A 13,070-nucleotide genomic window follows, 5' to 3' on the forward strand; every position below is an offset into this window, starting at 1 on the left:
GTACTGGCCCGGTCCGCCCGTTACCCCGCTCCTGCACCGGGTCCTGTGGGAGGGGTCCGCGCCGCCCCCGACCGCGGTGGCGGCGGGGGGGGGCGCACTGGGACCCGGGGGCGCGCCCCCGGGCGGCGGGGGCGCGGCGGGGGGGGCTCCGCCGCGGGCCGGAGGGCTCCGACCCGGCCAACCCGATCCCGTTCGGACGGAGTTGCACGCTTCACGGTCGATGCCCGATCCCCGACTCTCTTCCATCCCTGCACGGCAGTCGGTCTGCCCTGCCCGTACGCGCTGCGGAACCGGGAGAAGACATCGCGTGAGCGACGACAGCAGACCGCGGGTGAGCCGCCGCGGATTCCTCACCCGTACGGCGGCCGCCGCGGCCGCCGCAGCGGTTCCGGCGCTCGCCCAGGTGGCGGCCGCACCCGCGGCAGCCGCCGCGACCCGCCCGGACATCCTGCTCATCGTCACGGACGACCAGCCGAAGCGCACCGAATGGGCGCTGCCGAAGACCACGGCCCGGCTCGCCGACCAGGGCGTCGCGTTCACCGACGGGCACGTCACCACCCCGCTCTGCACGCCCTCCCGCTCGTCGGTGCTCACCGGCCGCTACACCCGCCACCACGGCGTCCGCAACGACAAGGCCTCCTACCAGCCCGACCAGGACACCACCCTGCCCGGTACCTGCAGCAGGCCGGCTACCGCACCGGACTGTTCGGAAAGTGGCTCAACTCCTGGACCCTCGCGGACAGTCCCCCGCACTTCGAGGAGTTCGCCCTGCTCCAGCGGGCGGGGCGGCAGGCCCTGCGCCCCGGAGAACGACCGCGGCGGCCAACCCGCCTACATGCGGAACGCGACCGGAACCCTGGCCGACGGCCGGCAGGTCCGGGCGGAACAGCTGCGCGCCTGCTCTCCGTCGGCGGGACAGCGCAACATCGACATCGCCCCCACGGTCCTCGACGCGGCCGGGATCACGCCCGCCCACGACGGTGCCGAACGCCCAGTTCGCCACCTCCGTCAAGGCCACCGGTCACGTCACCGCAGCCGAACGCTCCGGGTTCTCCTTCGTCTGCGGCGGCTTCCTGACCGAGGAGGCCGCCGCCGTGTCCGCTCCCGCGGCGGGCGTCCCCGGGTGGCGGGCCGTTCCCGGCTCCGGTTGGCGCCACCCGGAGGGTGCCGGTTCGTCCGTCACCGCGCGCCGGAGCCATCCCGTCGTCCACGTCTCCTGGAACGACGCCCGGGCGTACTGCGCCTGGTCCGGCACCCGCCTGCCCACCGGGGCCGAATGGGAGTGCGCGGCCCGGGGCGGGCTCGAACAGCGGCACTGCCCGTGGGGCGCCGAGCTCTCCCCGGCGGTCGGCACATGTGCAACATCCGGCGGGGCGGCTTCCCCACCCGCAACACCGCGGAGGACGGCTACGCGGGCACGGCGCCGGCGAAGTCCCTCCGCCCCGACGGGGCTTCGGGCCCTACGACACCGTCGGCGACGTGTGGACCCGTCACGACCCCGCGCGGGGCAGGTCCGCGGCCGGCGCGGCGGCCGTCCCGCGGTGCTTCAGGGTGACGACCGCGGCCTTGGCCAGTGCCACGGGGTTCAGGAAGCGCAGCGGCCCGATCAGACGGGACGCGAACAGGTACATGTGCCGGGCCGCCGCTTCGTCGCGCGCCGCCGCCGAGAACATCAGCCGTTCCACGGGGTTGAACGGCCGCGCCTTGGCGAAGTCGGCGGCCAGGTACTGGTGCCCGTTCAGGCCGCGCCGGTGTCTGCGGGCGTACGCCGCGAGCGACCTGTCGAGGTCGCCCCGACCGGTCGCGGCCGGGGCGACCGCCTGCGCCAGCCACTGCGCGGACTGCAGGGCCCACCCGCATCCCACTCCCCACAGGGGGTCGCCGGTCAGGGCTGCGTCGCCGATGAGGGCGAGGCCCGGTGCGGTCGGCCGGCGGCTGACGAGCGGGTAGTTCACCGAGCCGATGATCTTGCTGATGCGTTCGGCGGAGTCGACGGACGGCGCGTCGGGCAGGGCCCGGACGAACGAGAGGAAGCTGCCCTCCAGGTCTTCCCGGAAGGCCGGGAGGCGCTTCTTGTCCGGGAGCACCGCGAGCACCGTCACCCCGTCGTCGTTGGGGAACGCGTACGCCATGTCGGGCTCCAGGAACCAGGTCTGGCCGATCCCGTCGCGCAGCGGCAGGTCGCGGAAGTGCGCGAGATAGCCGAACCGTGCGTTCTCGAACTGCCGGACGGGGACCCCCGCGAGCTTCGCCACGGCCGAGTCCTTGCCGTCGGCGCCGACCACCAGGCGGGCACGGATCTCCCGCTCGCCCTGCGGCGTCGACGCGCGCACTCCCGAGGTCCGCCCGCCGTCCCGGACCAGCCCGGTCACCTGATGCCCGAGGAGGAGGTCGACTCCCGGGGTCTGCGCCGCCCGGGACCTGATCAGCGGATCGAGGGTGCTGCGCCGGATGTTGTACGCGTACGGCAGCTCGGGGCCCCGGGGTGCGGCCCTCGGTTCGATCCATCCCCAACGGGTGTACCAGCGGGCCTCGTTACGGACGGCCCCCGCCTCTTCCAGGGCCGGGACGAGGCCGAGTTCGTCCAGCACCGGGTAGGCGTTGGCGGTGATGGAGTGGGTGCACAGGACCTTGTACGCCGCGGGGTCCGAGCGGCGCTCCAGCAGGGCGACGCGGGCACCGCGTCGGGCGAGCAGGATCGCGGCGGCGCTGCCGGCGAGGCCGGCTCCGCTGATGACGACGTCGTAGTCGCGTCCCGCACTCTCGGGCCTGGTCATGTGCTGATCGCCGCCTTCGGGGTGTGGTGCCGTGTGGGAGCGCTGCAGTGCCATGACTGTCAGGCACATGACCAATCATAGGTACGCCCGCCGTCATGCCCGGGTCGCGGGCCCGCGGCGGTTGAACGGCAGCCGGCCGAGCAGTACCGCCAGGCCGCAGGTGTCGGTGACCGCGGAGAGGACGAGGCCGGTCAGGCCGGAGGCGGCGATGCCGTGGACGGCGAGTTCCGTGACGGCGCGCTCCGAGCGCCCGCCGGAGCCGCACACCACGAGCAGGGCCCCCGCTCGGCGGCCTCCCGCAGTTCCGGCACGCCCCGCGCGATCCGGTCGAGGGGCACGTTCCGGGCGTCCGGCAGATGGCCGGTCGCGCACTCGCCGGGAGTGCGGACGTCGAGGGTCATGGCGGATCGCGTCCTTGCAGAGGGCGGAGGGCGGAGGGCGGAGGAAGAGAGGGAAGGAAAGGGGGGACGCGGGGCGGGTGCCGGGCCGCGGCACGACGCCCGGGCGGAAGGCCCTGCCGGGGATGTCAGGCAGCGCGGAGGCCGGCGTCCCGGGGCCTCGCGCGACCGCCACGAGCTCGCCATGCTGCCGCGACAACACCGGGCCGGCCGTCGCCGCCGTCGCCTTGCCGTCCCCCGCCGTCGCCGTCGCCGTCGCCGGGAACTCCGCGCGAGCCGCGCACGACTGCCTTCCCAGAACGCGTGGGGCGAACGTTCCCCGCGCGAAACCCGGATCAGGGAAAGTCAGTCGATGGCCGAAGCAGAACCGTCCGTAGTCCAGGTGCCCGCCGCGACCGGGCGGTGGGTCCCTCCCCCGGCACTGACCGGGTTCCTGCTGCTCCTCCTGGCCGTGTTCGGCCTCTCGTACGGCGTCGGCGCCGCCGCCGGCCCGGTCGCACCCGGTATGCACTCCTCCCGTACCGATCCGGGCTCGCCCGCCAGTTCCGGCCCGGGAGGCCCGGGAGGCATGGGCGGGATGGGCGGGCACACCGGTGGTGGGCGATGACGGCCGAGGTGGCGGGCACCGCCCCGCTGACCACGGACCTCGTCGTCGGCGGCATGACCTGCGCGGCCTGTGTGAACAGGGTGGAAAAGCGGCTGGCCGGGCTCGACGGCGTGACGGCGGCCGTCAACCTCGCCACCGGCCGGGCCCGGGTGAGCCACCCGCCGGACGTCACCGTCGATGACCTGCTGGCAGCGGTCGTACGCGCCGGCTACCGGGCCGAACCGGCTCCCCCGCCCGAGGTGCCTCCCGCCGCCCCGCCCGGCGGGCCCGCGAAGGACGACCAGGTCCGCAAGGACCGCGAGCGGCTGCTGATCACCGCTCTCCTGTGCCTGCCGGTCCTCGTCCTGTCGATGGTGCCCGCCCTGCAGTTCCGCAACTGGCAGTGGCTGTGCTTCGTGCTCTCCGCCCCGGTGGTGGTCTGGAGCGCGTGGCCCTTCCATCTGCGGGCGGCCCAAGGTCTGCGGTACTCCGCGGCCACCATGGACACCCTCGTCTCCCTCGGCGTGCTCGCCTCGTTCGCGTGGTCCTCGTACGCCCTGTTCCTCGGCGGTGCCGGCGATCCGGGGATGCGGATGCCGTTCACCCTGCTCCCCTCGGCGGGAGACGAGGTCGCACACGTCTATCTGGAGGCGGCGGTCGGCGTCCCCCTCTTCGTCCTGACCGGCCGCCATCTGGAGGCACGGGCCCGACGCGCCACCGGTGCGGCCCTGCGCTCCCTGGCGGGCCTGGCCGCCAAGGACGCGACCGTGCGGGAGGGCGGCGGGGAACGCCTGGTGCCGATCGAACAGCTGCGTCCGGGGCAGGAGTTCGTCGTGCGGCCCGGCGAACGGGTCGCCACCGACGGTGTGGTGGTCTCGGGGAGTTCGGCCCTGGACCTCTCGCTGGTCACCGGTGAGAGCGATCCGGTCGAGGTGGGCCCGGGGCGGCCGGTGGTCGGTGCCGCCGTCAACGCGGGCGGGCTGCTGCTCGTACGGGCCACCGCGGTGGGCGCGGACACCCAACTCGCCAGGATCACCCGCATGGTCACCGAGGCCCAGTCGGGGAAGGCCCGGGCCCAACGCCTGGCGGACCGGGTGGCCGGGGTGTTCGTGCCGGTCGTACTGACCCTGGCCGTGACGGTCCTCGGCTTCTGGCTGGGCGCCGGGGCCGACCCGCAGGCCGCCGTCACCGCGGCCGTGGCCGTCCTCGTCGTCGCCTGCCCCTGCGCCCTGGGACTGGCGACCCCCACCGCGCTCATGGCCGCGACCGGCCGGGGTACTCGGCTCGGCATACTGGTCAGCGGTCCCCGGGCGCTGGAGACACTGCGCCACCTCGACGTGATCGTCCTGGACAAGACCGGCACGCTCACCACCGGGAACATGTCGGTCGTCCGGGTCACGGCGGTCGACGGCGGCATCGGCCGGGACGCGGCGGTCCGGCTGGCCGGGGCAGTGGAACAGGGGTCCGAGCACCCGCTGGGCCGCGCGCTCGTCCCGTACGCCCGACGCGCCCGCCCCAAGAGCCCGTTGCCCGAGGTCACCGGTTTCCTGGCCACTCCCGGAAGCGGTGTCGAGGGGGTGGTGGAAGGCCGCCGGGTGGAGGTGCGCACGCTCGGCGACGACCTGCCCGCCCCGTTGGCGCGGGCACGGGCCGAGGCGGAGGCCGCCGCCCTCACACCGGTCCTGGTCCGGGTGGACGGCGCGGACGAAGCCGTCATCGCACTGGGTGACGTACCCCGGCCCGGCAGCTACCGGGCCGTGGACCGGCTGCGGCGGCTGGGCCTGGAAACCGTCCTGGCCACCGGTGACCGCGACGCCACCGCGCGGGCCGTCGCCACGCAGCTCGGCATCACCGCGGTCCACGCCCGCTGCTCACCGCAGGACAAGGCCGCGCTGGTGCGGGAGTTGAAGGAGCGGGGTCGCCGGGTGGCCGTGATCGGGGACGGGGTCAACGACGCGGCGGCGCTGGCGGAGGCCGACCTCGGCATCGCGATGGGCACCGGGACGGACGTGGCCATCGGGGCCGCCGACGTGACGCTCGTACGGGGTGACATCGAGGTGGTCGCCGACGCCGTCCGCCTCGCCCGGCGCACGCTGGCGACGATCCGCCTCAATCTGGTGTGGGCGTTCGGCTACAACGCGGTGACCGTGCCGCTCGCGGCCACCGGGTGGCTCAACCCCATGGTCGCCGCGGCCGCGATGTCCGCCAGCTCGCTCCTCGTCGTGGCCAACAGCCTGCGCCTGCGGACCTGGCAGCCCTCCCCGCAGCACTCCCCGGCGTCCGCGCGAAAGGCCTCCCGGCGATGACCGATTCCCTCCGGACGGCGGCAGCGGGCCGCTCTCCCGGCCGTCGGCGCCTGCGCGACGGGCTGACCGGCGCGCTCGTTCCCGTCGTGGCCTGCCTGACGGCACTGGTCGGCCTGACGGCGTGGACGAAAGCGGGGGCGGCCGGCAGCCCGGCGCGCATCGAAGTCGGCGTCGGGCGGGTCTTCCTGCCCTACGCCGGCAAGGAACGGACCGCCGCGTTCTTCACGATCACCAACACCGGGGGATCCGATGACCGGTTGGTGTCCGTGACGTCTCCGGCCCTCGACGACGTGATGCTCAGCCGGCACGAACCGGCGGGCCGGGGCGCCGACACGATGGGCATGGCCACGTCCGTGGACCTCCCGGCCGGCGGCCGGCTGACCATGACGCCGGGCACGGTGGACGTGATGGCGACGGTGAAGGTCCGGTGGAAGGAGGGGGACGCGGTCCCCTTCGTGCTGCACTTCCGCCGCAGCGGGCCCGTGGACGCGGCGGCGTTCGGGTTTGGTCCGGGCCGCAGAAAGGGGCCGGGGCCCCCCCCCCCGCGCCGGGGGGGGCGGGGGGGGGCGCGGGTGGGCAGCTTGAGGGGGCTGGGGCCGCCGGGCCGGAACGCGTGCGACGGTTGCCGGCCGTGCCTGCGCGAGACCCCCCGTACGTGCGCCGGCTACGTGTCGGCGACGAGCGTGCCGGCCGCGCACCAGCCGTCCGCCGGAACCTCGTGCATCCACACCTGGACGGTCTCGGCCGGGATCTCGTGCGCGTCGACGAAGGCGTCCGTGACCCGCTTGACGAGCTCACGCTTGAGCTCGACATCGCGCGGACCCTGCTGGACGGTGACGATGGGCATGCGGGAACTCCCTTGCCGGTGGCGGCTTCCCGGCTCTTCCGGGTCGCTCACCGACACGACCCGGTCCATCCGTTCCGAGTCTCCCGGCCAAGGAGCAGACCGCGACCGCAGCCATCAGCTTTCGTGACCGTCGCCGGCCGGTGCCGCTGTGCGGGCCTTCAGGAGTACGTCCACGACCGCAGGCGGATTCCGGCTGCGGACGGCCAGGCCGATGGGCAGGGCCGGGCCCGGTGCACGGAACGGACGGAAGGCGATCCGGGGCTGGGCAGTACGCGCGCGTGGGCCGCGTACACCACGGTCCACAGGGGTGTGGAGCCGGCGCCGATGGTGGCGAGGGTGTCCTGCCGCGAGCCGCTGACCGGTCCCGGCAGCGGCTCGAAGCCGGCCGAGCGGCAGGCTCCGACGACCGGGTCGACCAGGACCGGGTCGCTGCGGCGGGCGGTCAGGCACAACCCGAGGCCGGCAAGGTCGGCCGGGGCCGGTTCCGGCTCGCGGGCCAGTGGATGGGCCGCCGGCAGGGCCGCCACCAGGGGGGCGTCCCACAGGCGCAGGGTCCGTACGCCCGGTGCGGGCTCGGGTTGCACCCGGCGCTGCCGGACGGGGCGCTGGCCCTCGGCGCGGACCTCGTGACCTCCGGCACCCACGGGCTCGGCGGCAGCCTGACCCGGTCGGCCGTGCTGCACCTCGCCGAGGGTCCCTTCGCGGACCGGCTCGAACCCCTCGTGGACCGGGCCTTCCGGCTGGTGCAGTCGGCCAGTGCGAGCGCCCTGCTGACCGTCCCGCTGGACCTCGCCCGGCGGTCCCTGGCCACGGGCACCGGCCGGATCACCGGCTCGGTGGAGGCCGCGGACAAGATCCGGGGCGTGGTGCGCGCGCTGGGCCGCTTCGGCGTGGTCGGCGACGGCTTCCACCGGTTCGCCGACATCGCGGCCGCCGACCCGCTGCGCATCGCCCTCGACACCCGTGTCGGCGGGATCACCGGGCACGAGGCGCGGCGGCTGCTCCACCGGGACCACCAGGTCATGGTCGAAGTCGCCACGGACGCCGCGATCGTCGCCGTGGTGGGTGCCGGGTCCGCGCCGGACACCGATCGCCTCCTGGAGGCCCTGCACTGCCTGCCCGCCCCGCTCGGCGCCACCACCACCGCCGGCTCCGGCTCCGGCTCCGGCGCAGACTTCGCCGGGCGGGCGCCGCTGCGGCTGCCGCGCCCCGGACCCGCGCGGCTCACGGCCCGCGAGGCCTTCCTCAGCCCGGCGCGGGTGGTTCCCGCCCAAGGGGCCGTCGGCATGGTGTCCGCCGACACCCTGGCCGCGTACCCGCCCGGCATCCCCAACGTGCCGCCCGGCGAGGTCATCACCTCCGAGGCCGTCGAGTTCCTCCGTCGGACCGCGGCCGCCCCCGGCGGCCACGCCCGCGGGGCTCTCCACCCGGACGTCTCCCGCCTGCGGGTCGTCGTACCCTGACGCCCCGCCCGGCGGTGTCCCGGCTACCGTGCGCCGGCCGACGCCCCGGCCAGCGAGGGGGATCCGGCCGCAGCCGGCGCCACCGCTCCCGGAGGGGCGAGCTGCTCCTCCATGTCGTCGAGGGCGCTGCGCATCGCGGCGATCCGCAGGCGGAGCTCGTCCGCGCCCGCTGCCGGCGCCCGCCCCGGCTGCCCTGCGGGCTCCCGGTCGGCAGCCTGTGCGGCGCGCTTCGCCTCCTCCTCCATCTCGCGCGCCTCCTCAAGGGCGTTGAGGACGACCCCGATCAGCACGTTGACGAGGACGAAGGAGGCGAGGAGCACGTAGGAGGCGTAGTAGAGGATGCTGAACGGGGAGACGGCCAGTCCGGCGTGGACGGCATCGCCCAGACCCTCGAGCGTCATCAGCAGGAACAGGGTCAGCCCGGCCCGGCCGAGGGAGCCGTAGTGCTGCGGGTCGTGTCCGGCGAAGCAGATCCAGCCGATCATCGCGTACACGTACAGGATCAGGGCGCCGACGAAGAGGAAGCTGACCGTTCCGGGCAGACTGCGGCCGACGGCGACCAGCAGGACCCGCAGCTGCGGCATGAACTGCGCGGTGCGCAGCACCCGTGCCAGGCGCAGCAGCCGCAGCAACGTGGTGTTCTCCCGCAGGAACGGGACGAAGGCGGAGGAGACCACGAGCAGGTCGAAGACGTTCCACGGATCGCGGAAGAAAGCTTTCGGCCGGTCGGCGTACGCTCCCAGGCGGATCAGCATCTCCAGGCTGAACGCCGCGACGCAGAACCGCTCGGCGGCATCGAGGTGCACGCCGTACTCCGCGGACAGCCCGCTGTACGTCTCGATGCCCAGCAGTACGGCGTTGAGGAGGATCACCGACATGACGGCCAACGCGAACGGGCGTGCCTCGCACACGTCGCGGCAGCGCGCGGCAAGCCTCTCGCGACCGGTGGACGTCCGAATGAGGTCTGGCATCGTGCTCCCTCGGCCGTGACCGGCACCGGCCACGGGCTGTGTCGCGCCCCGGCGGCTGCCCGGGCTGTGATCGACTCCAGGTCGTGTAACGCCGCACGGCCGCATACGAGTCGCCCCGTCCCGACACATCGCCCGATCGGGGAACCGTGACGCCCGATCGTGGCGGTGTCCCCGACGGTGCGCGGCCGGCCCCGGCCCGCGTACGGCCGGACCCGCTTCCCGCGTGCGGTGGGGGCACGGTCGGGCGGGGTGATCGTTTCTGCCTACTCCGCATGGATGACCGGCCGTGTCCGCGCCCAACTCCCCGGGGAGTAAGGCCCCGACGAGATGAGGTGCGGCATCGTGTGGGAACGGATGCGCCCGCCGCGGGTGCGCGGCGTCCTGGAGGGTGCGGCCCGCGCCGCGACGGGTGTCACGCCCGGCGTGTGGCGGCCGGCGTCGGACCTTCCGTACGCGGGGTTCTGGGCGCAGCCGGCCGACGCGGTGGCCGTGGTCGGCGAAGACGCCGTGCTGATCGCGGGCGGCGAGGACGGGCGGCGGCTGCCGACCGGGAGCAGCGCGCTGTTCACCCCGTCGACGGGGGTCTGGGAGTCCACGCCGCCGCTCGCCCGGGCCCGCCGGCTGCACACCGTGACGCACCTGGGGAACGGCCGTGTACTGGTGGCCGGCGGTGTCGGGACGGGCCCCGGAGTGCCCCCGGCCGGGCTCGCCTCGGCCGAGCTGTACGACCCCGGCAGCGGCGGCTGGATCCCCGTCGGCGGACTCGCCGAGGGCCGGTTCTCGCATTCGGCGACGGCGCTCCGGGACGGGCGGGTCCTCGTCGCCGGCGGCTGCACGGCCCGCGACGACCACTCCCTGCGCACCCTGCGCTCCGCCGAGCTGTACGACCCCGACAGCCGGCGGTGGACACCGGTGCGCGCGCCGATGACCGACGCCCGGTTCGGCCACCCGGCGGTACGGACCGAGGACGGCCGGGTGCTCCTGGTCGGCGGGGCGCTGGCGGTGGGGCGGGGCAGCTATGCGGCGCTCGGCCACTGCGAGCTGTTCCACCCCTCGGACTCGACGTGGACGCCCACCGGCACCCTGGCCACGGCCCGCAAGGGCCACCAGGCCACGCTGCTCCCGGGCGGCGGCGTCCTCGTCACCGGCGGGGACATGCGGGGTTTCCGGGACGAGGACTGGGCCTACGACCCGTACAGCCAGTGGACCACCGAACGCTACGACCCGGACGCGGGCACCTGGAGCGCCGATGCCGACATGCCGTGGGGCCGCAGCCACCACCGGGCGTTGCGGCTGAAGTCCGGCGCCGTGCTCGTGCTCGGCGGCACGGACGACTCCTCGCTCGCCGTGGGCTACCAGAACGCCGTGCTGTACGACCCGGACGCCCGTGCCTGGTCGGCCACGTTCGCGATGGGCGAGGGCCGCTGGGCGCCGGCCGCGGTCGCCCTGCCCGACGGGCGGGCCCTGGTCATGGGCGGCCTCACGCACTCCGGCGCGGCGGCCCCGGTGCCGGGCGAGGACCGGATCACCGCCACCACCGAGACGTACACGCCCTGACCGGCCGCCCCGGCCGGCGCAGCGTGCGAAAGGAGCGGAGTTGCGCGACCTACTGGCCGGCGGAGCGGGCGCGCAGGCGGATCCGGCGCGGCGCGGCGTGAGCGTACGGGCCGCCGGGGGCGGCTGGACGGCCGCCGGGGAGCCGCCGATGCCCCTGGTCTACTGGCACGGCCAGTACGAGGGGCCCGTCACTCTCAGGGACGGCCGGGCCCTCGCGGCGGGCGGCGCGGGCTCCCTGCTGCTCTCGCTGGACGATTCCGTCGTGTACGACCCCGGCCCGGGCACGTGGACGGCGACCGGCCGGCTGCTCCTGGGCCGGCGCCTGCACTCCCTGACCGCGCTCCACGACGGCCGTGCGCTGGCCGCCGGGGGGACGCCGGGGCGGCAGGCCTATCCTCAGCCGGCACTCGGCCACGCCGAGCTGTTCGACCCCGGCAGCGGGACCTGGCGGGCCACGACGGAGATGGCCGGGCCCCGGAACGGGCACTCGGCGACGGTGCTCGGCGACGGCCGGGTCCTCGTGGCGGGCGGTCAGCGTCCGCGTTCGCGCCAGGACATGCTGACCCTCGCCAGTGCCGAGGTCTTCGACCCGGTCCACGAGACCTGGCTGGCCACGGGCGCCATGACCGTGCCCCGCTGGGGCCATCTGGCGGTCCCGCTGCCCGGCGGCCGCGTCCTCGCCGTGGGCGGGCTGGTCAGCACCACACGGCACGGCGGCGCCCCGGCGGTCGGCCTGTGCGAGGTGTACGACCCGGAGACCGGGACCTGGGCGCCGACCGGCTCACTGGGCGCGGCCCGGGGCGTGCACCAGGCCGTTCCCCTTCCCGACGGCCGCGTCCTCGCGATCGGCGGCGAACCGGGGACCGCCGCCGACGACGCGCGCTTTTGCCCGTACAGCCTGGCGAGCACGGAGATCTACGACGTCGCGACCGGCGCGTGGCGCCCGGGTCCGCCCCTGCCGTGGGGACGCGCCTTCCATCGCGCGGTGCCGGCCGGGGACGGGGTGCTGGTCTTCGGCGGTACCGAAAGCGCCTGCCTGGACGTGGGGTTCGCGAGCACGCTGCGCTGGGCGGACGGGGCCCGGTCCTGGTCGGCCGAGGGCCCGCTGCTGACCGGCCGCTGGGCGTTCGGGACGACCGTGCTCGGCGACGGGCGGGTGCTCGCCACCGGAGGCGTCTCGCGCGCGGGCCCCGCCGCTCCGGCGTCGGGCGAGGGCGTCCCGGCGGGTACGGCGGAGGTGTTCACGCCGTGAGCCGAGGACGGTGGGCAGCGGCCGGCGAACTGCCGTGGGAGCGGAACCTGTTCGGGTCGGCGAGCTGCGCCGTACGGCTCGCCGACGGGCAGGTCCTGGTCGTGGGGGGTGCCGATGACCGGCTCACCGCCCAGGACGGAACCGCGCTGTTCGACCCGCGCACCGGGCTGTGGACCGGGGCCGCACCCCTGCGGGAGGGCCGCCAGATGCACTCGACCACGGTGCTCGCCGACGGGCGCGTGCTGGTCGTCGGCGGCTGCAGCGGCCCGGTGAGCTATCCGGCCCGGGCGCTGGACACCGCCGAGGTGTACGACCCGGTCGAGCGGAGCTGGTCGGACGCGGGGCGGATGGGCCAGGCGCGGTGCGGGCATTCCGCGACGCGGCTGCCGGACGGACGGGTGCTCGTGGCCGGCGGCACCGCGACCCGCTCCCGCGACAGCGAGCGCTCCCTCGCCTCGGCCGAGGTCTTCGACCCCGCCTCGGGGCGCTGGTCCCCGACCGGCCCGATGTGCGACGCCCGCTCGCTCCACCCGGCGGTGGCGCTGCCCGGGGGCGGGGTGCTCGTCGCGGGCGGCTGGGCGTCGACGCGCCGCGACTGGCGGGGCGGCGCCGGACTCGCGTTCTGCGAACGGTACGACCCCGCGAGCGGCCGTTGGACCCCGACGGGAACCTTCGCGGCGGCACGCGCGGGGCACAGGCTGACGGCCCTGGCCGACGGAACGGTGCTCGCCACCGGCGGCGGTGACCCGGAGGCCGGAACCCAGGGGCGCCTGGACCCGTACAGCCGCGCCACCACCGAGCGGTACGACCCGGCGACCGGCACCTGGAGCCGGGAGGCGGACATGCCGCACGGCCGGGCGCCGGCCCCCGCCCGGGGGCGGCGCCCCCGGGGGGGGGGGGCGGGGGCGGGGGG

At 75.7% G+C, this 13,070-nt stretch carries 11 protein-coding genes and 3 pseudogenes; 9 read left to right on the plus strand and 5 right to left on the minus strand.

What is annotated here, in order from left to right; all coding sequences use genetic code 11:
- Positions 1 to 220 precede the first annotated feature (220 nt).
- Positions 221 to 658 (plus strand): annotated as a pseudogene (locus tag ACFXA3_RS17960) (sulfatase-like hydrolase/transferase); the annotation flags it as partial.
- A gap of 322 nt (positions 659 to 980) precedes the next feature.
- Positions 981 to 1,319 (plus strand): annotated as a pseudogene (locus ACFXA3_RS17965) (SUMF1/EgtB/PvdO family nonheme iron enzyme); the annotation flags it as partial.
- Positions 1,320 to 1,490: 171 nt separating this feature from the next.
- On the opposite strand, the gene ACFXA3_RS17970 reads toward ACFXA3_RS17965, so the two are convergent.
- Together ACFXA3_RS17970 and ACFXA3_RS17975 are read right to left on the minus strand one after the other, a co-directional pair.
- A complete protein-coding gene (locus ACFXA3_RS17970; protein WP_385187820.1) occupies positions 1,491 to 2,777 on the minus strand; it encodes an NAD(P)/FAD-dependent oxidoreductase in 1,287 nt (428 codons plus the stop codon).
- A gap of 93 nt (positions 2,778 to 2,870) precedes the next feature.
- On the minus strand, positions 2,871 to 3,047 hold the full coding sequence (locus ACFXA3_RS17975) for a hypothetical protein (protein ID WP_385187822.1): 177 nt from the start codon (positions 3,045 to 3,047) through the stop codon (positions 2,871 to 2,873).
- 480 nt (positions 3,048 to 3,527) lie between these two features.
- On the opposite strand from ACFXA3_RS17975, the gene ACFXA3_RS17980 reads away from it, so the two are divergent.
- From ACFXA3_RS17980 to ACFXA3_RS17990, 3 genes and pseudogenes are all read left to right on the plus strand, one after another.
- Entirely contained in the window at positions 3,528 to 3,782 is a 255-nt protein-coding gene (locus tag ACFXA3_RS17980; RefSeq protein ID WP_385187825.1) for a hypothetical protein, read from the plus strand.
- Positions 3,779 to 6,067: a heavy metal translocating P-type ATPase gene (locus ACFXA3_RS17985; RefSeq protein WP_385187827.1), complete on the plus strand. Its 2,289-nt coding sequence runs from the start codon at positions 3,779 to 3,781 to the stop codon at positions 6,065 to 6,067. Before ACFXA3_RS17980 ends, ACFXA3_RS17985 begins: the two co-directional genes overlap by 4 nt.
- Positions 6,064 to 6,540: pseudogene (locus ACFXA3_RS17990) on the plus strand (copper chaperone PCu(A)C); the annotation flags it as partial. The gene ACFXA3_RS17985 and the pseudogene ACFXA3_RS17990, both read left to right, overlap by 4 nt.
- A gap of 191 nt (positions 6,541 to 6,731) precedes the next feature.
- Here the strand turns inward: ACFXA3_RS17990 and dmpI are convergent.
- Positions 6,732 to 6,914, minus strand: coding sequence for a 4-oxalocrotonate tautomerase DmpI (gene dmpI / locus ACFXA3_RS17995; RefSeq protein ID WP_385187829.1), 183 nt, complete (start codon positions 6,912 to 6,914; stop codon positions 6,732 to 6,734).
- Between the two features lie 158 nt (positions 6,915 to 7,072).
- Complete coding sequence (locus ACFXA3_RS18000; protein ID WP_385187831.1) at positions 7,073 to 7,498, minus strand: LysR substrate-binding domain-containing protein; 426 nt, start codon at positions 7,496 to 7,498, stop codon at positions 7,073 to 7,075.
- On the opposite strand from ACFXA3_RS18000, the gene ACFXA3_RS18005 reads away from it, so the two are divergent.
- Positions 7,493 to 8,377, plus strand: a complete 885-nt coding sequence (locus tag ACFXA3_RS18005) for a hypothetical protein (protein WP_385187833.1) — start codon at positions 7,493 to 7,495, stop codon at positions 8,375 to 8,377. The genes ACFXA3_RS18000 and ACFXA3_RS18005 overlap by 6 nt on opposite strands.
- 23 nt (positions 8,378 to 8,400) lie before the next feature.
- Here the strand turns inward: ACFXA3_RS18005 and ACFXA3_RS18010 are convergent, their stop codons facing one another.
- Positions 8,401 to 9,348, minus strand: a complete 948-nt coding sequence (locus ACFXA3_RS18010; RefSeq protein WP_385187834.1) for an ion transporter — start codon at positions 9,346 to 9,348, stop codon at positions 8,401 to 8,403.
- 342 nt (positions 9,349 to 9,690) lie between these two features.
- Here ACFXA3_RS18010 and ACFXA3_RS18015 point away from each other — a divergent pair, with 342 nt between their 5' ends.
- The 3 genes from ACFXA3_RS18015 to ACFXA3_RS18025 form a co-directional block, all read left to right on the plus strand.
- Entirely contained in the window at positions 9,691 to 10,905 is a 1,215-nt protein-coding gene (locus ACFXA3_RS18015) for a Kelch repeat-containing protein (protein WP_385187836.1), read from the plus strand.
- A 40-nt stretch (positions 10,906 to 10,945) separates the two neighbouring features.
- A complete protein-coding gene (locus tag ACFXA3_RS18020) occupies positions 10,946 to 12,157 on the plus strand; it encodes a Kelch repeat-containing protein (RefSeq protein ID WP_385187837.1) in 1,212 nt (403 codons plus the stop codon).
- Positions 12,154 to 13,070: Kelch repeat-containing protein (locus ACFXA3_RS18025; RefSeq protein WP_385187838.1), on the plus strand; the 917-nt coding region annotated here is incomplete at its 3' end. The genes ACFXA3_RS18020 and ACFXA3_RS18025, both read left to right, overlap by 4 nt.

It is taken from the genome of Streptomyces sp. NPDC059456, from assembly GCF_042750055.1.
Classification (GTDB): Bacteria; Actinomycetota; Actinomycetes; order Streptomycetales; family Streptomycetaceae; genus Streptomyces.